Genomic DNA, 19,068 nt, shown 5'->3' with positions numbered 1-19,068 from the left:
CGCAATTCTGGCGATGAGTTCGACGGAAGTCAACGATTTGTTCAGACTTTTCTATTAGCGATTGGGTCAGACGTTGAATCGGAAATGCAGGACATCGCCTTCCTGCACGCGGTATTCCTTACCCTCGAGCCGCAGACGGCCGGCATCGCGTGCGCCGGACTCACCACGATATTTGAGGAAATCGTCGTACCCGATCGTCTCGGCGCGGATGAAGCCCTTTTCGAAGTCGGTATGGATGACGGCCGCCGCCTGCGGTGCGGTCGAGCCCGCCTTGACGGTCCAGGCACGGACTTCCTTTACGCCGGCAGTGAAGTACGTCTGCAGGCCGAGCAGTTTGTACGCGGCACGGATCACGCGGTTCAGTCCGGGCTCGTCGAGACCGAGGTCGGTGAGGAACGCGTCGCGATCGGCGTCCTCGAGCTGGCTGAGTTCCTCCTCGATCGCCGCGGAGACGGGAACGACCTCGGCGCCCTCGCCTTTCGCGCGCTCGCGCACGGCGTCGAGGTGCGGGTTGTTTTCGAAACCATCCTCAAGCACGTTGGCGACATACATCACCGGCTTGAGCGTGAGCAGAAAAAGATCGCGCAGCAGCACGCGATCGTCGTCGGAAAGCGCCAACGCGCGCGCGGGCTTGCCGGCGTCGAGACCTGCCCGGACGCGCCCCAGCACCTCGACGCGCGCCTTCGCGTCCTTATCGCCAGTCTTGGCCGAGCGCTCGGCGCGCTGCAGCGCCTTCTCGACGCTGTCGAGGTCGGCGAGCGCGAGTTCGGTGTCGATCGTGTCGATGTCGGCAATCGGATCGACCCTGTTCGCGACGTGGATGACGTCCGGATGATCGAAGCAGCGTACGACGTGGGTGATCGCGTCGACCTCGCGGATATGCGCGAGGAACTTGTTGCCAAGGCCCTCGCCGCTTGCGGCGCCGGCGACGAGGCCCGCGATGTCGACGAACTCGACCGCGGTCGGAATTACCTTCTGCGGCTTGACGATCTCGGCCAACGCGTTGAGACGCGGGTCCGGCACCGGAACCACGCCGACGTTCGGTTCGATCGTGCAGAACGGAAAGTTCGCCGCCGCAATGCCCGCCTTCGTCAGTGCATTGAACAGGGTCGACTTGCCGACGTTAGGCAGGCCGACGATGCCGCATTTGATACCCATGAGTGATCCGTAAGCAGTTATCGGAAATGGGAAATCACACTCCGGCGCGCCGGTCCGCGATTTCCCATGGCCGATCAGGCCGCGATGATGCCCCGATCAGGCCTTGGCCGTGTGGAGGCGCTTCATTGCTTCGTTGAAATCGCCGGACACCGCCAGCGGCATGACATCGATCGCGTCGTCGATCGCGCGCAGGATCGAAGCCTCGTCATCCTTTCCGGGCCTGCCGAGCACCCACGGGGTGACCTTGTCCTTGTGGCCGGGATGGCCGATGCCGACGCGGAGGCGATGGAAGCCGCCGTGACCGAGCAGGCGCATCGTGTCGCGCAGTCCGTTCTGGCCGCCGTGGCCACCGTCGAACTTGAGCCGAGCCGTACCGGGAGAGAGATCGAGTTCGTCGTGGGCAAGAAGAGCCTGCTCCGGCTCGATCTTCCAGTAACGCAGGGCCGCCGCGACCGACTTACCCGAGAGGTTCATGAAGGTGGCGGGCTTGAGCAGCCACACCGGCTGGCCCGCGAGCTCGACCTTGCAGGTCTCGCCGAACAGCTTCGCTTCCAGGCCGAAGCGGCCGCCGAGCTTTTCGGCGAGCGCATCGACAAACCAGAACCCGGCGTTGTGCCGGGTCCTGAGATGTTCGGGCCCGGGATTGCCGAGCCCGACGATGAGGCGTAGACCGGTCATCGTTCAACCGCAGCCGCGGATTGTGGGGCGACGGAGGCACCCGGCCGGGCCGGGGACTCCACGCCACATCGCGCGCGGCAAGCGGATTACTGCTGGTCGTCTTCTGCCGCGCCCTCGTCCGAGGCAGCTGCCTCCACGCGACCGTGCTTGGCGATGACCACTGCGACGTCGTGTTCCTTGCCGAGCTTGAGCTCGGGGATTTCCACGCCGGCCGGCAGCTTGAGCTGCGACAGGTGGACGATATCGCCGACCTTGAGCGCGCTGAGGTCGACCTCGATGAACTCCGGCAGGTCGCGTGGCAGACAGGTGACCTCGACTTCGTTGAGCTCGTGCGTGACGACGACCTCGGCGGACCTGCCGGCAGGCGACGTGTCCTGGTTGAGGAAGTGCAGCGGCACCTTCGCGCGCAGGGTCTCGTTCGCATTCACGCGCTGGAAGTCCAGGTGCATGATGATCTGCTTGAACGGGTGGCGCTGCATGTCACGCAGCAGCACGCTCTGCACCTGGCCGTCGATGTCGAGGTTGAGGATCGAGGAGTAGAACCACTCGTTCTGCTGGGCGAGCCAGATCTTTTCGTGGTCGAGCTGGATCGGCTGCGGCTCGGCGTTGCCACCGTAGACGATGGCCGGGATGGAGGCGGAACGACGGAGGCGGCGGCTCGCACCCTTCCCTTCGACGTTGCGGCTCGTGGCCTTGATGGTGTGATCGGACATTTGAGTTACTCGCTTTTACTGCATGAAAACCGCCTCGCGGCGGCTGGAGCGCTCACCCGCGACCAGGTGAGCGGAGAAGCGGCGCCGGAAAGCCCGACACCGCGGATTCGGATCAGTCGACGTAGAGCGAGCTCACCGACTCGCCGAACGCGACGCGGCGGATCGTTTCGGCGAGCAGCTCGGCCACGCTGAGCTGACGGATCTTGGTGCAAGCACGCGCCGCGTCCGACAGCTTGATGGTGTCGGTGACGACGAGCTCGTCGAGCTGCGAGTTGGTGACGTTCGTGATCGCCGCGCCCGAGAGCACCGGGTGGGTGCAGTAGGCAACGACCTTGATCGCGCCGTGCTCCTTGAGCGCAGCCGCCGCAGCGCACAGCGTGCCGGCGGTGTCGATGATGTCGTCGACGAGCACGCAGGTTTTGCCGGCGACGTCACCGATGATGTTCATCACGGTGGCGACGTTCGCACGTGGGCGGCGCTTGTCGATGATCGCGAGCTCGGCATCGTCCAGGCGCTTGGCGAGCGCGCGGGCGCGCACCACGCCGCCGACGTCGGGCGATACGACGATGAGGTTGTCGGTTCCGTGCGCGCGCCAGATGTCGGCAAGCAGCAGTGGCGATGCGTAGACGTTGTCGACCGGGATGTCGAAAAAGCCCTGGATCTGGTCAGCATGCAGGTCGACCGTCAGCACGCGGTCAGTGCCGACGGCGCCGAACATCTTCGCGGCGACCTTCGCCGTGATCGGCACGCGCGAACTGCGCGGGCGACGGTCCTGGCGGGCGTAGCCGAAGTACGGCACGACGGCGGTGACGTTGCTGACCGATGCGCGCTTGAGCGCGTCGACGAGCACGAGGAGCTCCATGAAGTTCTCGGCGGTCGGCGCGTTCGTCGGCTGGATGACGAACACCTCCTGGCGGCGCACGTTTTCCTCGATCTCGACCTGCACCTCCCCGTCGGAGAAGCGGCTGACCAGTGCTTTGCCCAGGCGGATGCCCAGTTCGCGGCAGACAGCCTCGGCAAGCGGGCGATTGGCGTTGCCGCTGAAGACGAGCAGATTACGGTCGTTTTGCATGGCCGGAATTCGAGACCTGGAATTCGTGAAACCGGGGAGCGGCACGGGCGCGACTTCGGAGGCGCTCGCCTCAGGAGTCTGCAATCCCGACTGCCGTATTCCCGAACTGGCAGGGGCGGAAGGATTCGAACCTACGAATGCCGGGATCAAAACCCGGTGCCTTAACCACTTGGCGACGCCCCTGGATAAACCGGCTTTCGGCGGCTGACCGCGGTCAGCCCGGTCGGGGGCTGCCTGCGGTCGCGCGCCATGTGTCGAGTGCATCCTGCAACGGCGAACGCGTGGCTCCCGGTGCAACCCAGGCCCGAAGCCCTGCGGGAAGCACCGCGAGCGCGGCTCCGGCGGACTCGCGGGTTGCGAATTCGACGAAGCAGCCGCTGCCGGAGCCGGTCAGTCGCGGCGATCCGATGCGCGTCAGCGCAGCGAACGCGGCCTCGACGGCCGGTTCGCGGCGGCGCAACACCGGCTCGAACGCATTGCCGAGCGGCTCACCCGAAACGAAGTCGCACATTCTCGCGGGCGCTGCATCGCGCGTCAATTCAGGACTGCCGAAGAGCGCGGCGGTCGGCGCGTGAACGCCGGGGTCCACCAGCACGTACCACGCCGGCTGCAGCTCGACCGGCTGCAGGCGTTCGCCCACTCCTTCGGCCCAGGCGTTGTCGCCGTGGATGAAAACCGGCACGTCCGCGCCCAGCCTCAGTCCCAGCTCGGCAAGTGCGTCGACCGGCACGCGCGTTCCCCAGAGCTCGTTGAGCGCGACGAGGACCGTCGCGGCATCGGACGAGCCGCCGCCGAAGCCGCCTCCCGCGGGGATGCGCTTGTCGACGGCGATCGAGACGCCTTTCTTGCAGCTCGTTTCGCTCTGCAGCAGTCGTGCGGCCCGGACCACGAGGTCGTCGGCCTCGGCCACACCGGGCACCGACGTCCCGATACGTTCGATGGCCGGGTCGCTGCGCACGCGCAACGAGACGCGATCGCCCCAGGCGAGGATGCGGAACACGGTCTGCAACAGGTGGTAGCCGTCGCTGCGCCGGCCCGTGATGCGCAGGAAGAGATTGAGCTTGGCAGGTGCGGGCCAGTGGCTCCAGCCCTCGCCGGGCGCTACCGGGACTTCGGACGTCATTGATCTGCCGGAATGGAAGCGGCGCCGGCTGGTGTGCGAACGGCTGACAGCGACGCGTGCGGCACCGCGCCAGGCCGCCGCTGCGAACACGTGCGGCCTTGCGTTCCGGCGGTCAAGGCGCGTCGGCCCAGCGGTCGATGACGAGTTTCACTCGCGCCTCGCCGCGGCGCGCGTCGAGCCGCGTCGGCAGCGCCTGCTTACCGGCCGCGCCCTCGGGCCAGACGTACTCGATGACCCAACCGCCCTGCTCGATGCGCATTGGCAGGCCGTTGGCCCCGTATTGCACTACGGCTGATCCGAGCGCTTGGGCGCGAACGCCGCGCACCCACTCGGCAAGAGCCACAACCGGGATGTCCCAACCAGTCGCTTCGCGCAGCAGGGCACCCGCGTCGTCTCCAGTGCGGGTGCCGCCTTCCAGCCCGTCGAGCCGGGCCTGACTGGCGTCGCCGGACAATCGCCAGCTCTGCCGCGTCACCGGGGCACTCAACGACACTTCGTAGGCCGAACCGGACTGGCGCCAGTCGATGCGGCCGCTGCCGCCTTCGCGGCCGTTCGATACGGCGATACGGCCTTCGAGCGCCCAGTCCGGATCGGCGCGCAATACGGCTTCGCGGTCGAGCTGCGCGATCTCGGCCGCCTCGCGCTCGGCGGGCGGCAGTTCGCTGCGGATCGGTTGCGAGCTGCAGGCGGCAAGAAGCAATGCCGCCGCAAGTCCAAGCACGCGCTTCATGCGCCGGTCCTTTCGAGTGCGCGCTTGAGGGCGCGGTTGTCGGGATCGAGCTCGCGCGCCTGGCCGAAATAACGCCTCGCCTCTTCGCGCTTGCCTATCACCCACAACACCTCACCGAGGTGCGACGCGATCTCGGGATCCTTTTGCAGGGTGAACGCCCGGCGCAGTTCGACCAGTGCTTCCTCGAGGCGTCCGAGCCGATAGAGCACCCAGCCGTAGCTGTCGATGATCGCGGGATTGTCGGGCTCGGCGGTCCGGGCGCGGTCGATCAGTTCGAGCGCCTCCTGGTAGCGCGTGGTGCGGTCGGCCAGCGTATAGCCGAGCGCATTGAGCGCTGCGACGCTGTCGGGATCGGCGACCAGCACGCGGCGCAGGTCGGCTTCGGCGCGCGGAATGTCGTCGCGGCGCTCCCAACTGAGCGCACGTGCGTAGAGCAGTTCGGGATCGTCCGCGAACGCGGCCAGCCCGCGCGCGAACGCGTCCATCTCGGCCGCCAGTTCGTTGTCCTCACCGCGCAGCGCAGCTTCGAGCAGGTAGGCGTCGCGCCGGGCGTCTTCCGGTGCGGAGACATCGGCCTGCAGCTCACGCAGCGACTTGAACGCTTCGGCATCGCGGTCGAGCTCGTGCAGCACGTTGGTGGCACGCAAGCGCGCGGTCCAGCGCTGCGGGCCACCGGGCACGCCCTGATACCAACCGAGCGCTTCCTCGTTGCGATCGAGGAACTCGGCGACCTGGCCCAGCAGCAGGCGTCGCTGCGGATCGGGCCGACTGCCCTCGCGTCCGAGTTCCTCGTACAGCTTCGTCAGCGTGGTTTTGTCCTGCGCGCGCGCCAGCAGCGATGCGCGCAGCGAGTACGTCTGCTCGTCCTGCGGGCCCCGCGCGAGCACGTCCGCGGCCGCCGACAGGTCGCCGAGCCGGTCGTACTCACCGGCCAGCGCCAGTCGGAGCGCAGGGTTGTTCTCGGCATGCGGCATCACGGCCTGCAGCGCGGCGAGCGCCTCCTCGCGCTTGCCGGCTTCGCGCAGCTGGCTGGCCTGCAGCAGCGCCACGCGCGGCTCGCCCGGAAAACGGCGCACCACCTCGGTCACGATTCGCTCGGCCAGCTCCGGCTGCTCGAGCCGCTGGGCCAGGCCCCCGAATGCAAGCCATGCGTCGAGCCGGGCGGGGATATGGCCGCCTTCGACCAGGGCCCGCACCATCGCCGTTGCCTGCTCGGGGCTGCGTGCACCGACGCCGAGCACGCCCAACGCCTGCCGCCAACCATCGTTGGCTTTCATGCCGACCAGCGCGACGAGGTGCTCGCGCGCTTGCGCATCCTGGCCCTTGCGAAGCGCCAGCATCGCGTCCGCCGAGCGCAACGCGGCGGGGTCGCCGCCCAGTCCGTGCCACAGCGCCAGTGCATCGGCGGCGCTCGCATCATCTTTTGCGAGCAGCGCGATCCGCGTCGCGCGCTCGGCCAGCGCCGCGTCGCGCGTCGCATGGGCTGCTCGCAGGTACGCTTTGGCGGCCTCGTCGAGGCGGCCGGCCTGCAGCGAGAACTCGCCGACCATCAGCGACTCGAGCGCTTGCGACACCGCCTCGGCGCTTGGCTTCGGAAGGCGCTGCGTCGCTGCACTTGCGGCAGGCGGCTTGGAGACCGCGGCCGCCGAAGCTGCGAGCAATAAGCCCGCGGCAAGCACGGCAGGTTTCGTCAGTCGGGTCGCTCTGGGCATGGCGGGCGTTGGCTTGGTCATGAACGTCGACCGTTCCGTACGGAAACGGCCCGGATCGAGCCGGTAGAATGACGGCCCTCGGTAGCCAGCAGCTTATCGCAAGCACCTGAACAGGTTGTCGCGCACGCACCCATGACTTCGGTTTCGCCCCGTCCGGCCGTGCCCGGTACCCGTCAGGATTCGCCCGGCGTCTACGTGCTGGGGCTGAATCACCAGACAGCGCCGGTCGCGCTGCGTGAGCGCGTGGCGTTTTCCGGCGAGGCGGTGCCGGCCGCGCTCGCTGCGCTGAGGGCGCTGCCGTCCGTGCGCGAGGTGGCACTGCTGTCGACCTGCAATCGCACCGAGCTCTACGCGGTGGCCGACGATGACGGCATCGCGCTGGCCGACTGGCTCGCGTCGCACCCCGACGAGGGCGATGACCTGCACGCCTATCTGTACCGCCACGGCGGCGCGGACGCGGTGCGCCACCTGTTCCGCGTGGCGACCGGGCTGGATTCGCTGGTGCTCGGCGAGCCGCAGATCCTCGGGCAGGTCAAGGAGGCCTGGTCGACCGCGCGCGCCGCCGGCAGCCTGGGCCCCCAGCTCGACAGGTTGTTCCAACATGCGTTCTCGACCGCCAAGCGCGCGCGCAGCGACACCCGCATCGGCGCGAACCCGGTGTCGGTTGCCTCGACCGCGGTGCGGCTGGCACAGGAGTCGTTTGCCCGGCTCGAAGATTCCACTGTGATGCTGATCGGTGCCGGCGAGACGATCGAACTCGCCGCGCGGCACCTGGTACAGGCCCGCGCCAAGCGCCTGCTCGTCGCGAACCGGACGCTTGCGCATGCCCAGGACCTCGCCATCCGACACGGCGGCTATGCGCTGCCGCTGGCCGACCTCGGCAAGCATCTGGCCGAGGCCGACATCGTGCTGAGCGCAACGGCGAGCCGCGAGCCCATCCTTCTGAAAGCGCAGGTCTCGGCCGCGCTCGAAGCCCGCAAGCACCGCCCGATGCTGCTGCTCGACCTGGCGGTTCCGCGCGATATCGCGCCCGACGTGGCGGACCTGCGCGACGTGTTCCTCTACACCGTCGACGATCTTGAACGCGCGATCGAGGACAACCGTCGGCGTCGGCGCGAGGCCGCTGATGAGGCCGAAGCGATCGTGGAGTTGCAGGTCGCCCGCTACGTCGAACAGCTGGCCGCGCACGCGCGCACCGAGCCGCTCAAGAGGCTGCGCGCGCATGGCGAGGCGGCGCGCGCCGAAGTGCTCGCGCGCGCCCGTGCCCAGCTCGCGGCGGGCATGCCGCCCGAGGACGCGCTGAACTACCTCGCCCATACGCTGACCAACCGCCTGCTGCATGCGCCGACGGTCGCCCTGCGTGAGGCGGCGCTGCTCGGCAACGCCGAGCTGGCACGCGCGGCCGACAAGCTCTTCCCGGATCCGGGCACCGGCCCGGCAGCGGACCCGGGCAACGAACCGCCGGCCCCGTCGGCTACCCTGCCCGGCCCTGCGGCGCCGCGTTAGCGGCCATCCGTAGCTCCGCAGCGATCGAACCGCTGCGTTACGTCCGGCCCTGTCCGGATGCCTGTCCCTGCCTCAGCCCGGTCTATTGATGCTTCCCACCCTGCGCCGCAAGCTCGAAGCCCTCGCCGAACGCCGTGAAGAGCTCGAGCGCCTGCTGTCCGATCCGGGCGTGATCGGCGATGCCGACCGCTTCCGGCGCTATTCGCGCGAGTTTTCGCAGCTCGAACCAGTGGCGGTCGCACTGGCGGCGGAAGCCCGCGCACGCGAGGACCTCGCGACGGCCGAAGCGATGCGCGCCGATCCGGACCTGCGTGAGCTGGCCGACGAGGAGATCGCCGCCGCGAACGCGCGCCTGCAGCAACTCGAGGCCGAGCTGCTCGCGCACCTGATCCCGAAGGATGCGCGCGACGACGGTGACATCTACTTGGAGGTGCGCGCCGGCACCGGCGGCGACGAGGCGGCGATCTTTGCCGGCGACCTGTTCCGCATGTATTCGCGCTATGCCGAGCGTCAGGGCTGGCGCGTCGAAATCGAGTCGGCAAGCCCGGGCGAGCACGGTGGTTTCAAGGAAGTGATCGCACGGATCGAAGGCCGCGGCGCGTATTCGCAGCTCAAGTTCGAGTCCGGCACCCACCGCGTGCAGCGTGTGCCCGAGACCGAATCCCAGGGCCGCATCCACACCTCCGCAGCCACCGTGGCGATCATTCCGGTCGAGGCCGAGGGCGAGCCGATCGAGATCAATGCGAGCGACCTTCGCGTCGACACGTTCCGCTCGTCCGGTGCCGGCGGACAGCACGTCAACAAGACCGACTCGGCGATCCGCATCACCCATCTCCCGTCGGGCGTCGTCGTCGAAAGCCAGACCGAGCGCAGCCAGCACGCGAACCGCGACAAGGCGATGAAGCGCCTACGCGCGATGCTTGCCGAAGCGCAGGCTGCGAAAGCCGCGGCGGCCCAGGCCGCCACGCGCAAGCTGCAGGTCGGCAGCGGCGACCGCAGCCAGCGCATCCGCACCTACAACTTTCCGCAGGGCCGCATCACCGACCACCGCGTGGAAGGCCTGACCCTGTACGACCTGCCGAGCGTGATGACCGGCGAGCTCGATGGGCTGGTGGCGCGCCTGCAGCAGGAGCACCAGGCCGATGAACTCGCGCGGCTGACGTCGGCGGATTGAGCGGCAAGCCGATGCGCTGCTGCGCCTGATTTCGGTGGATGGAGCCGAAGGCCAAGAAGCTCCTGCGCCTGACTTCGGCGGACTGAGCCGAAGGCCGATGAGCTCGCGTGCGTGACTGTGCGGACTGAGCCAGCGCGGGTCGGGTGGACTGGGCATTTCAACGGACGTGGCCTTGCTTTACGTCGAGTAATGCCGAGGGGGCCACGAATTCCCGGCGCGCCTCATGGTGCTGCCGCCGAGCCGGCCCGATCGCTTGACTTGCGGAGCCGGCAACACTGATTGCCGGCACTTCTCGATGCGGACGACTCGCGGCCTTTCCACTTCGCCTAAGCTTGCAGCGTCCGCCCCAGCCTGCCGACCATGACCGCCTCCGTCCGCCGCGCCGAGATCGCCGATCTCGACTGCATCGCCCCGTTGTTCGATGCCTACCGCCAGTTCTACGGCCAGCCGGCCGATGTCGCGCGTGCCCACGACTGGCTGCACGCGAGGCTGGCGCGCGACGAGTCCGTGGTGCTGCTGGCCGAACGCGACGGCGTGGCGATTGGGTTCACCCAGCTGTACCCGATGTTCTCGTCGGTCCGCACCGCGCGGATCTGGATCCTCAATGACCTGTACGTGGATGAATCTGCGCGACGCGGCGGCGTCGCCCGTGCGTTGCTGGATGCGGCAGCCGCGTTTGCACGGGACGACGGTGCAGCACGGTTGATGCTCGAGACGACCCGCAATAACCACGGCGCCCGCGCGCTGTACCGTGCTGCGGGCTGGAGTGAGGACGACAGCCAGTGGTACAGCCTTGACCTCGTATGAGCAGCGAGCAGGCGAGCATCAGCCCGGGCTGACCCGTGTCCCGCACCACCGTCCGCCGACCCCGCCCCGGGGCAGCTCCCCGTCGTAGTTGCCTGGCGAGACGCTGTCGGGGCGACGCACGAACGCACCCTACTGCGGGCCGGTTGCAGGCGTAGCTCGAGCGTTCGCCGACGCGGGCTCACCAATAGATGCGTTTGATGAGATGTGCGTTGCCCTGGTCGACGGGTTACGCGTTTACGACCCGCCTCCCCCACCGCCCTCGGCCGCCATCAACCGGCGGTTGCGGCGAAAAATCAGCTGGCCGATCACCGCGGTCAGCAGCAGAACGCTGTTGGTGAAAACGAACACGGCGTTGTCAACGAGCCAGCTGTAGATCGTGAACAGCACACTGGCCGCGAGCTGGCCGACGAACAGCCAAGACGAGACGCCCTCGGTGCTGCGCTCGCGCCACTGCACGAAAACCTGCCGCAGCAACGTGGCGATCAGCACCGCAGAGGCGGCCCAACCGATCCAGTCCGGACCGATCATGGGGCAGACCTGCAAGCGGCGGCAGATGGGGATCCGGAGAGCTGCAGACTCATGGCACGACCAGCTGGAACGGGCTTGAAGGCTCGCCCACGCGCCGTGCCAGACGGGTGAAACACGCGGGCCGCGCAGTGAGCGCCGCCGCGGTCGTTCAGTTGCGGGCCGGGATGCGTTTATCCGGCTTCATGCACTGCTTCCTCCACTGCGCCGCGCAGCTCTGCCACACGTAGCTGGACCAAGCGAAGCCAGCCAAGCCAGGCCGGTTCCGCCGTGGAGCCACGCGCTGCTTGTGCGTAAGCGTGCGGTCGTTCGGGCTTCGGAAGCACGCACGCCATCCGCGGATGCAACTGCAGCGCTCCTGCAGACATGCACGCAGGAGCCCGCCAGAGTGCCGGGAGCTACCCGATCTCGAAACCTCCACCCGCCTCGCCTGCATCCGCGTCCAAACGCTCGACTCCACCGACTCGCGCATTCGGAGGCCCATGCTCCAGCCAACCGGCCAGCGATGCGATGGCAGCCGCGTCGCCGACCGCCAGCACCTCGACGCGTCCGTCGTCGAGGTTGTGCGCGTAGCCGCGCAGCCCGAGCGCCCGCGCCTGCTCACGCGTCGAAGCGCGGAACCAGACGCCCTGTACCTTGCCGCGAACGAAGAAGCGTGCCGCGCTCATGCCACCGCCGGCCCGCCAGCCTTTTCGATCGCCGCTTCGATGTCGGCGGCCGTAACCGGCCCTAAGAACGCCTTCGCGATCCGCCCGTCCGGCGCGATCAGGTAGGTCATCGGCAGGCCGCGCGGCGTGTCGAACGACGCTGGCGGCTGGGACACATCGACGATTGCGATCGGATACACAACCGGATGCTTCTCGAGAAACGCGCGCATATCGGCCGGCTCGATCTCTTCATAGGCGAGCCCGATGACCTCGACGTGCTCGCGCGACTTGTCGAGCTCGGACAGCTCGGGCATTTCCTTGAGGCACGGCGCGCACCAGGTGGCCCAGAAGTTGACCACCACCCACTTGCCCCGCCGCTCGGCCAGGTCATACGGCGTGCCGTCGAGCGTGGCGACGCGCAGCTCCGGGATCTGCGTCGATCCCGGCTCAGGCTTGGCGACCGGTGCGGGCGTGGCTGCGGGCGCTTCGGCCGCCGCCGGGGTTTTGCTGGAACCGGCTGAAGCGGACTCGTCAGCCGGCTGCTGGCACGCGGCGAGAACAAGAACAGAGGCCGCGAGGACGGCAAGGGAAACAGGACGCATCGTTACTCCTGGGAATTGTCGTGGATCGTGCTGACGCGGCGTTTGAGCAGCGCGCGCAACGGCACGCGCAGCTCGTCCATCACCTCGACCGCCGCGCGTCCGATCGCGTCGTCGCGTGAGGGCAGATGCGCCTCCGCGACCGGGATGCGCAGCTGGCACGCTTCGTAGAGCTCGGCCAGCGAAAGCGCATCCAGATCGCGCGCGAGCAGCCATTCGCCGTCTTCCGCGCGTCGCACGAGGTTGATCTCGCCCAGCTGGGCGAGCATCTGCTGGACGAGCGCATCAGTGAGGATCGGCTCCAGCCGCTGGATCTCGTCCGAGTGCAGGCCGCGACCTTCGACGCGGGCCTCCTGGAAGCGCGTCAGCAGGCGCAACAGACCGTACAGCTCGTAACCTTCAGGCAGGCGCAGGTGCGCCGGCTGGTAGCGGAATGCGGACAGTGATGACGCAAACGACGCACCGAGCAGAACCGCGACCCAGGTCAGGTAGATCCACAGCAGGAAGATCGGCACGAACGCGACTGTGCCGTAGATCTTCGAGTAGCTGCCGAAACTGCCGAGGTACAGGCCGATGCCGCCTTTGATCAGTTCCAGCAGGATGGTCGCCAGCAGCGCGCCGGCGATCGCATAGCGCCAGTGGATCGTGCGGTGCGGCACGACGCGGTAGATCACCGCGATCGCGATCAGCTCGATCGCCATCGGTGCAAGTCGCATCATCGCCTGTTCGAGCGCACTGCCGACCTGTGTTTCGAAGATCGACAGCGCGAAGAAACTTGCCGACATCGCGAGGCTTGCGGCGGCCAGCAGCGCACCGAGCGTCAGCACGGTCCAGTACATCAGGAACCGCCCGAATCTGGGCCGCGCCGACTTCACCCGCCAGATGCGGTTGAATGCCGATTCCACGCCGCTGATCGTGATCAGCAGCGAGACCAGCAACGCGATCACGCCCGCGGTGGTGAGCTGCCCGGCGTTGGCCGAGAACTGCCGCAGGTAGGTCTGTACCGAACTGGCGGCGCGCGGCACGAAGTTCGAAAACACGTAGTCGCTGAGGCTGTCGCTCCACTCGGAAAACACCGGGAACGCCGACAGCACGCCGAACACCACCATCGAAAGCGGCACCAGTGCGAACACCGCCGTGTACGACAGCGCGCCGGCGGCCTGGAACAGGTCGTCTTCCAGCGTGCGCCCCCACAGGAACCGCAGGAACGCACGCAGCCGCGCCTGGTCGCGCAGATGCGCGTGCAGCCGGCGATGCGCCGTGCCGCGCACGAAGGCGCGGGCACCGGATCGCATCTGCAGCAACTCGCTCGGATGAGGCATCGCCCAAGCCTAAACGATTGCCCGTCGCGGCTGCCGCACGGTGGCCCGCGTCCGGAGGCGCATTCGGTTCCACTATGCTGTGGCCCCCGTTTCGAGTGCAGGCGACCGATGCCCGACATCCTGGTGCTCTATTACAGCCGCGGCGGATCGGTGCTGCGACTTGCCCGGCAGGTCGCGCGCGGCGTCGAGGAAGTGCCGGGCATGGCGGCGCGCGTGCGCACGGTGCCGCCGGTATCGGCCGTCACGACCGCGGTCGCCCCGCCGGTGCCCGATGAAGGCGCGCCCTACGTCGAGCCGCATGACCTCGTCGAGTGCGTGGGCCTCGCGCTCGGCAGCCCCACCCGCTTCGGCAACATGGCCGCCCCGCTCAAGCACTGGCTGGACGGCCTGGGCGGCGAATGGGCAAGTGGCACGCTCGTCGGCAAGCCTGCTGCCGCGTTCACTTCGACCGCGACCCACCATGGCGGCCAGGAAGCGACATTGCTGACGATGCTGGTGCCGCTGCTGCACCACGGCTGCGTGCTGGTTGGGCTGCCGTACACCGAGCCGCTGCTGAGCACGACCCGCGGCGGCGGCACGCCGTACGGGGCCAGCCATGTCGCCGGGACCGACGACAACCCGCAGCTGACCGATGACGAAGCGCACCTTGCGCGGGCGCTCGGCCGGCGGCTTGCGACGATCGCGGCCCGGCTCGCATGAGGGGAATGACTGCGTCGGAACGCGTACTCGTCGCGTCGCTGCTCGCGCTCGCCGCGCTGTACGTGGCGTGGTTCGGCGGCAAACCGTCGCCGTGGGACGAGCTCGTCGTGTTCGCGCTGCCGCCGCTGCTGCTCGCGATCGGCCGCTGGCGCGGCCGTCGCAAGGCCGGCTTCTGGGCGTCGGTGCTCGGGCTGTTCTGGTTCAGCCACGGCGTGATGGTCGCCTGGTCGCGACCGGCCGAAGCCGCATACGCATGGGGCGAGATCGCGCTCGCGCTCGTCGTCGTGTTCGCGGCCAACTGGCCGGGGCTGCGCGCGCGTTTTTCCCGCAAACGCAGCTGATTGGCGCCGCTCGGCGCAGGCCGTGACGCGCGCTCCGTATAATCGCCGCGACTCCGCACGACACTCGCCTTGATGGAACAGCTCTGCATCGTCACCACCGGCGGCACGATCGACAAGATCTACTTCGACGACAAGTCGGACTTCCAGGTCGGCGAGCCACAGATCGGCCGCATCCTCGAGGAACTCGGGGTCGCGTTCCGGTACAGCGTGATCCCGATCATCCGCAAGGATTCGCTGCACATCACCGACGAGGACCGCGAGCTGATCCGCGCGACGATCGCCGCGCAGGATGCACGCCACGTGCTGGTCACGCATGGCACCGACAGCATGGTGCAGACCGCACAGGTGCTCTCGACGCTGACCGATCGGACGATCGTGCTGACCGGCGCGCTGAACCCGGCGCGGTTCCGCGGCTCGGACGCGGAGTTCAACATCGGCACGGCGGTCGGCGCGGTGCAGTCCTTGCCCCCGGGCGTCTACATCGCGATGAACGGCCGCGTCTGGCACCCGGCCAAGGTCCGCAAGAACGTCGCGGCGAACCGGTTCGAAGCTGCCGACTGACGCACCTGCTACGCAGCGTGTAAAGAAAAACCCCGGCCGAAGCCGGGGTTTTCTGTTACTAGATCAGTCCGCCCGTGATCAGCGGAACCCGGCCATCGTCGCCTTCGTGTTCACCAGCACGCGCTGGTTGTGGCTCTGCGTGGTGGTGCCCATCGCCACGCCGTTGTAGGTCTTGTCCGGGTTCGACCAGTAGTTCAGTCGCGGGCACCCGCCGGTGCAGGCGTAGGCCATGATCGTGCGCCAGGCGTTGTTCGGCGCGCGGTAACCGTGGCCGTACGCGTAGGGCGTGGTGCTCGGGTCGGCGGCCGGGTCATGCCGCGCCGACTGCAGGTGGCCGATCTCGTGCGCGAAGCTGTAGTAGCCGGTCGCGCAGTTCCAGTACGTGGTCGCGAACGCGGTCGACGCCGTCGAGCCGATACCCGAAGCCAGTCCGCAGGACGATCCCTGGTTGCCGATCAGCATGACCACGTCGGCTGCGTTCTGGTTGCGCAGGCTGTGCACGCCGTCCATGTAGCCGTCGGAGGTACCCCGGAAGCGGGACAGGTCGGTGCTCATACCGACTTCCGTGTAGCTCGTCGTGTAGTAGCCGGCCAGCACGAGGTTGATGCCGACGTTCGAGTTCGCGTAGCCCTGGTTGGATTCGGAGATCGCCAGATCCATCAGCGAGCGCATGTTGCCGCCGTACGCGTTGACCGCCGCGTTCGTCGCTACAACCATCACCCGGATCGTCGCAGTCGTGCCGGGGCTGATCGCCATCGTGGTGAAGCCGCCGCTCGTGGTGTTCGACGCGGTCATGTCGAATCGCGGCAGGTCGGCATAGTCGGCCGGATGGTCGGCCGGCATGCGCGACTCATCCACCTCGATCACCGCATGGCCGCCGCCGGGCAATGGGCGGATGCGGAACAGCCTGCCGTCGACGCGGACGTTACCGGTGACAGTGCCATCGCGACGCACCAGCGTGGCGGTGTTCGCGGCGTCCTGCGCCGTCTCGCGCAGCGAGCCCGAACGCGCCCTGGTCGTCTCCTTGATGCGACCGACCCAGACCAGGCCGCCCTCGTCTACGGCCCTGGCATCGCTGAGCACGGCATTCACGCGGCGGTGGCCGAGATCGAGCTGGATTTCCTGCGTCGAAGCGCTGACGACTGCGGGGTTCGCCCGCATCGCGCGGGTGTTGAATGATTCCGGCCGCGCCGCGATCGACTGCAGTGCAGCGCGGTTGCTGGCGGTCGGGGATGCGATTTCACCGACGAACAACGGTTGGCCGGCAACGGCGGAGCCTGCGGATACGAGGAGGCTGACGGCAACGGCGCGGGGCAGGATGTTGCGGGTTTTCATGCTCTCTCCTTGACTGCATGGGCGCGCCGCACGCGGGGGCGATTGGCGCTTCGGGGGACTAAAAAAAACGCCCCGGTCGAAACCGGGGCGCCTGGTGCGCTTTGCAGAGGCTTAGTGCGTGATGCTCCAGCTGTCGATGTACCCGGTGTCGCCCGACGCGTTGTCGGTGACGCGCAGCTTCCAGGTACCGTTCTTGAGCTCGCTCGAGAGGTTCAGCGTGACGTAGCCGATCACGTTGTCCGCGCTGTCGCTGCTGCTGTAGTCCTTGATCATGTACAGCGAGCCATCCGGCGCGACCAGCTGCACGCGCAGGTCACCGCGGTAGGTGTGCTTGATGTCCAGATCCACACGCGTCGAACTCGACGCATAGCCGCTGAGGTTGGACACGCCGATCGGACTTTCGACCGTCGAGTTGTCGTTGATCGTGTAGTTGTTGGAGTTGGTGAACTTGCTGCCACCGCCTACGGCATCCACCGCAGCACGGGCATTGACGATGCCGTTGCCGATCGGCTTGTCGATCGAGGTCGGGAACGGACGCAGCGTGTTCTTCAGCGTGCTCTCGACCGTCGACGGGCTCAGCGAGCCGCCGGCCTTGGCCTGCATCAGTGCGACGACGCCCGCGACGTGCGGCGAGGCCATCGAGGTGCCGTTCATCAGGCTGTAGCTCTCGGTCGACGGCGTAGTGGTACCGCTGTTGACCGTCGAGGCGATGTCGCTGCCGGGTGCAGCGACGTCGATCAGCGAGCCGTAGTTCGAGAAGCCCGAGCGAGCGCCAGTGCGGGTGGTCGAAGCGACGGCGATGACGTTATTGCAGCTGGCCGGGGTAAAGCCCGAGACATCGGCATTGCTGTTGCCTGCAGCGACCACGACCGTCGAGCCACGGCTGACCGCGCTGTTGATCGCGTTCTGGTAGGTCGACGAACATGCCCCGCCGCCGCCGAGGCTCATGTTGATCGTCTTGGCCGGGTACGCGTTCGCGGTCACGCCGCTGACGCTGCCGCCGGACGCCCAGATGATCGCGTCGGTGATGTCGGAGGTCAGGCCGCCGCACTTGCCGAGCACGCGGACCGGCACGACCTTGGCGCCGTAGGCGACGCCGGCCACGCCCTTGGCATTGTTGGTCAGCGCTGCGACGGTGCCCGTCACGTGGGTGCCGTGCCAGCTCGAGTTCGAGGCCGGGGAACCGGTTCCGCACTCGCCCGCAGCGGACCAGTCGCCCTGGTCGGCCGCGTTCGAATCACGACCGTTGCCGTCGCGGGCCATCGCCGCGTCGCTGATGAAGTCGTAACCGCCGACGATGTTCGAGCCCAGGTCGCTGTGCGAGGTGATACCCGTGTCCAGCACCGCGACGTACTGACCGCTGCCGTTCGTGATGTCCCAGGCCGTATCGGCGCGGATGCCGCCGGTGGCTTCAAAGTAATGCCACTGGTAGTTCGCGTAGTGTGTGTCGTTCGGGGTGAACACCGGGCGCATGACGCGGTCGACTTCCACGTACTCGACGCTCGGATCGGCGGCGATCTGCTGCATCAGCGCCTGTGCTTCGACGCGATCGAGCTTACGGCCAGCCTTGACCGCTTCGGCACCGACCGCGAGGCGACGCACATGGCCCAGCGCGACGGCCTTGCCACCTGCACCCGCGCGCGCGGCACGGTTGAGCGCGGCCTTCGCATTCGACACATCGGCGCGCTCCGCACTGCCTTCGCGATACTTGACGATGAAGCGATCGTTGCCGTCGGCCGCCAGGCCGGTGGTGTCGATCTTGCCGGCAAATGCGTTGCCCGCCATGGACGCCACGACGACCGCAGTGGCTGCGGCAAGTACGCGCACGCGGGTGCGGCGCTGGTTGCGATCTGACATCTAGGAACTCCAGGAATTGAGGCAGGTCAGCAGGGGGACCGCTCGTCCGGAGCGGATATCCGCTCCGGACGAGGGGTTGACGGCGGCTCGGAAAAGGACCGTCAACCCCACACTAGATGACCGTTTTGCGACACCACAACGAGGTCGACGCATCAAGTCACGCCAACGGAGTGACTCGCGTCACATTTCAAGCAACCGGACGCGACCGGAGGCGCGGGAAAAGTTCTCGTGAGTACTGGCAGGGCCGGCGCGAGGGCTGTTTCAGGTTCGAAACAGGGTTGCGAGGCCTCGTTTTTTGCACTATCGGCGGCGGAAACCGGGCGATTTGGCCTGCCCGGACACCCTGCAGCCCTTGCCCAGCAAGGCCTGCAGGGCTGTTTAGGCTGGTTTTGCGCAGGGGCGTGCGGCGATGCAGCACGCCCTTCTTGGGCATACCTTTTCGGGCGGATCGGCCGTACAGCGACCATTTGCGCCCGGATCGCGACCTGGATCAGCGCGCCACACCGGAA

The 19,068-nt window shown here is 67.8% G+C and carries 19 protein-coding genes and 1 tRNA gene; 6 read left to right on the top strand and 14 right to left on the bottom strand.

Annotated elements, in window-relative coordinates:
• Positions 1 to 66: 66 nt before the first annotated feature.
• The 8 genes from ychF to ACFFGH_RS05125 all read right to left on the bottom strand — a co-directional run bounded on the left by ychF (position 67) and on the right by ACFFGH_RS05125 (position 7,186).
• Positions 67 to 1,158: a redox-regulated ATPase YchF gene (ychF, locus tag ACFFGH_RS05160; RefSeq protein WP_386665458.1), complete on the bottom strand. Its 1,092-nt coding sequence runs from the start codon at positions 1,156 to 1,158 to the stop codon at positions 67 to 69.
• 96 nt (positions 1,159 to 1,254) lie between these two features.
• Entirely contained in the window at positions 1,255 to 1,836 is a 582-nt protein-coding gene (pth, locus tag ACFFGH_RS05155; RefSeq protein WP_386665456.1) for an aminoacyl-tRNA hydrolase, read from the bottom strand.
• Positions 1,837 to 1,922: 86 nt separating this feature from the next.
• Positions 1,923 to 2,549, bottom strand: a complete 627-nt coding sequence (locus ACFFGH_RS05150; protein WP_386665453.1) for a 50S ribosomal protein L25/general stress protein Ctc — start codon at positions 2,547 to 2,549, stop codon at positions 1,923 to 1,925.
• 112 nt (positions 2,550 to 2,661) lie between these two features.
• On the bottom strand, positions 2,662 to 3,621 hold the full coding sequence (locus ACFFGH_RS05145; protein ID WP_386665451.1) for a ribose-phosphate diphosphokinase: 960 nt from the start codon (positions 3,619 to 3,621) through the stop codon (positions 2,662 to 2,664).
• 107 nt (positions 3,622 to 3,728) lie between these two features.
• Positions 3,729 to 3,804 (bottom strand) — tRNA-Gln (locus ACFFGH_RS05140).
• 31 nt (positions 3,805 to 3,835) lie between these two features.
• Positions 3,836 to 4,744: a 4-(cytidine 5'-diphospho)-2-C-methyl-D-erythritol kinase gene (gene ispE, locus ACFFGH_RS05135; RefSeq protein WP_386665448.1), complete on the bottom strand. Its 909-nt coding sequence runs from the start codon at positions 4,742 to 4,744 to the stop codon at positions 3,836 to 3,838.
• Positions 4,745 to 4,856: 112 nt separating this feature from the next.
• Entirely contained in the window at positions 4,857 to 5,474 is a 618-nt protein-coding gene (lolB, locus tag ACFFGH_RS05130; protein ID WP_386665446.1) for a lipoprotein insertase outer membrane protein LolB, read from the bottom strand.
• Entirely contained in the window at positions 5,471 to 7,186 is a 1,716-nt protein-coding gene (locus ACFFGH_RS05125; RefSeq protein ID WP_386667380.1) for a tetratricopeptide repeat protein, read from the bottom strand. The genes lolB and ACFFGH_RS05125 overlap by 4 nt, the downstream gene beginning before the upstream one ends.
• 132 nt (positions 7,187 to 7,318) lie before the next feature.
• On the opposite strand from ACFFGH_RS05125, the gene hemA reads away from it, so the two are divergent.
• From hemA to ACFFGH_RS05110, 3 genes are all read left to right on the top strand, one after another.
• Positions 7,319 to 8,692: a glutamyl-tRNA reductase gene (hemA, locus tag ACFFGH_RS05120; RefSeq protein WP_386665443.1), complete on the top strand. Its 1,374-nt coding sequence runs from the start codon at positions 7,319 to 7,321 to the stop codon at positions 8,690 to 8,692.
• Positions 8,693 to 8,780: 88 nt separating this feature from the next.
• Positions 8,781 to 9,866, top strand: coding sequence for a peptide chain release factor 1 (gene prfA, locus ACFFGH_RS05115; RefSeq protein ID WP_386665440.1), 1,086 nt, complete (start codon positions 8,781 to 8,783; stop codon positions 9,864 to 9,866).
• A 360-nt stretch (positions 9,867 to 10,226) separates the two neighbouring features.
• Positions 10,227 to 10,673, top strand: coding sequence for a GNAT family N-acetyltransferase (locus ACFFGH_RS05110; RefSeq protein ID WP_386665438.1), 447 nt, complete (start codon positions 10,227 to 10,229; stop codon positions 10,671 to 10,673).
• 234 nt (positions 10,674 to 10,907) lie between these two features.
• Here ACFFGH_RS05110 and ACFFGH_RS05105 read toward each other — a convergent pair whose 3' ends face one another.
• From ACFFGH_RS05105 to ACFFGH_RS05090, 4 genes are all read right to left on the bottom strand, one after another.
• On the bottom strand, positions 10,908 to 11,201 hold the full coding sequence (locus tag ACFFGH_RS05105) for a SemiSWEET family transporter (protein ID WP_386665436.1): 294 nt from the start codon (positions 11,199 to 11,201) through the stop codon (positions 10,908 to 10,910).
• A 395-nt stretch (positions 11,202 to 11,596) separates the two neighbouring features.
• Positions 11,597 to 11,866 (bottom strand): acylphosphatase, encoded by a 270-nt coding sequence (locus ACFFGH_RS05100; protein ID WP_386665433.1) that lies wholly within the window; start codon positions 11,864 to 11,866, stop codon positions 11,597 to 11,599.
• Complete coding sequence (locus tag ACFFGH_RS05095) at positions 11,863 to 12,447, bottom strand: TlpA family protein disulfide reductase (protein ID WP_386665430.1); 585 nt, start codon at positions 12,445 to 12,447, stop codon at positions 11,863 to 11,865. Before ACFFGH_RS05095 ends, ACFFGH_RS05100 begins: the two co-directional genes overlap by 4 nt.
• 2 nt (positions 12,448 to 12,449) lie before the next feature.
• A complete protein-coding gene (locus tag ACFFGH_RS05090; RefSeq protein WP_386667378.1) occupies positions 12,450 to 13,739 on the bottom strand; it encodes a YihY family inner membrane protein in 1,290 nt (429 codons plus the stop codon).
• Positions 13,740 to 13,874: 135 nt separating this feature from the next.
• Between ACFFGH_RS05090 and wrbA the strand changes: the two genes are divergently transcribed.
• From wrbA to ACFFGH_RS05075, 3 genes are all read left to right on the top strand, one after another.
• The gene (gene wrbA / locus ACFFGH_RS05085) at positions 13,875 to 14,465 is read left to right on the top strand and encodes an NAD(P)H:quinone oxidoreductase (RefSeq protein ID WP_386665428.1); all 591 of its coding nucleotides are present in this window, start codon (positions 13,875 to 13,877) and stop codon (positions 14,463 to 14,465) included.
• Positions 14,466 to 14,470: 5 nt separating this feature from the next.
• Entirely contained in the window at positions 14,471 to 14,806 is a 336-nt protein-coding gene (locus ACFFGH_RS05080) for a DUF2069 domain-containing protein (RefSeq protein WP_386665426.1), read from the top strand.
• A gap of 72 nt (positions 14,807 to 14,878) precedes the next feature.
• On the top strand, positions 14,879 to 15,367 hold the full coding sequence (locus ACFFGH_RS05075; protein ID WP_386665424.1) for an asparaginase domain-containing protein: 489 nt from the start codon (positions 14,879 to 14,881) through the stop codon (positions 15,365 to 15,367).
• 78 nt (positions 15,368 to 15,445) lie between these two features.
• Here ACFFGH_RS05075 and ACFFGH_RS05070 read toward each other — a convergent pair whose 3' ends face one another.
• Both ACFFGH_RS05070 and ACFFGH_RS05065 read right to left on the bottom strand, forming a co-directional pair.
• A complete protein-coding gene (locus tag ACFFGH_RS05070) occupies positions 15,446 to 16,702 on the bottom strand; it encodes a M12 family metallo-peptidase (RefSeq protein WP_386665421.1) in 1,257 nt (418 codons plus the stop codon).
• Between the two features lie 111 nt (positions 16,703 to 16,813).
• Positions 16,814 to 18,559: a S8 family serine peptidase gene (locus tag ACFFGH_RS05065; RefSeq protein WP_386665419.1), complete on the bottom strand. Its 1,746-nt coding sequence runs from the start codon at positions 18,557 to 18,559 to the stop codon at positions 16,814 to 16,816.
• Positions 18,560 to 19,068: the final 509 nt, after the last annotated feature.

This window comes from Lysobacter korlensis (assembly GCF_042434515.1).
This window is presented reverse-complemented; position numbering and strand designations above follow the sequence as displayed.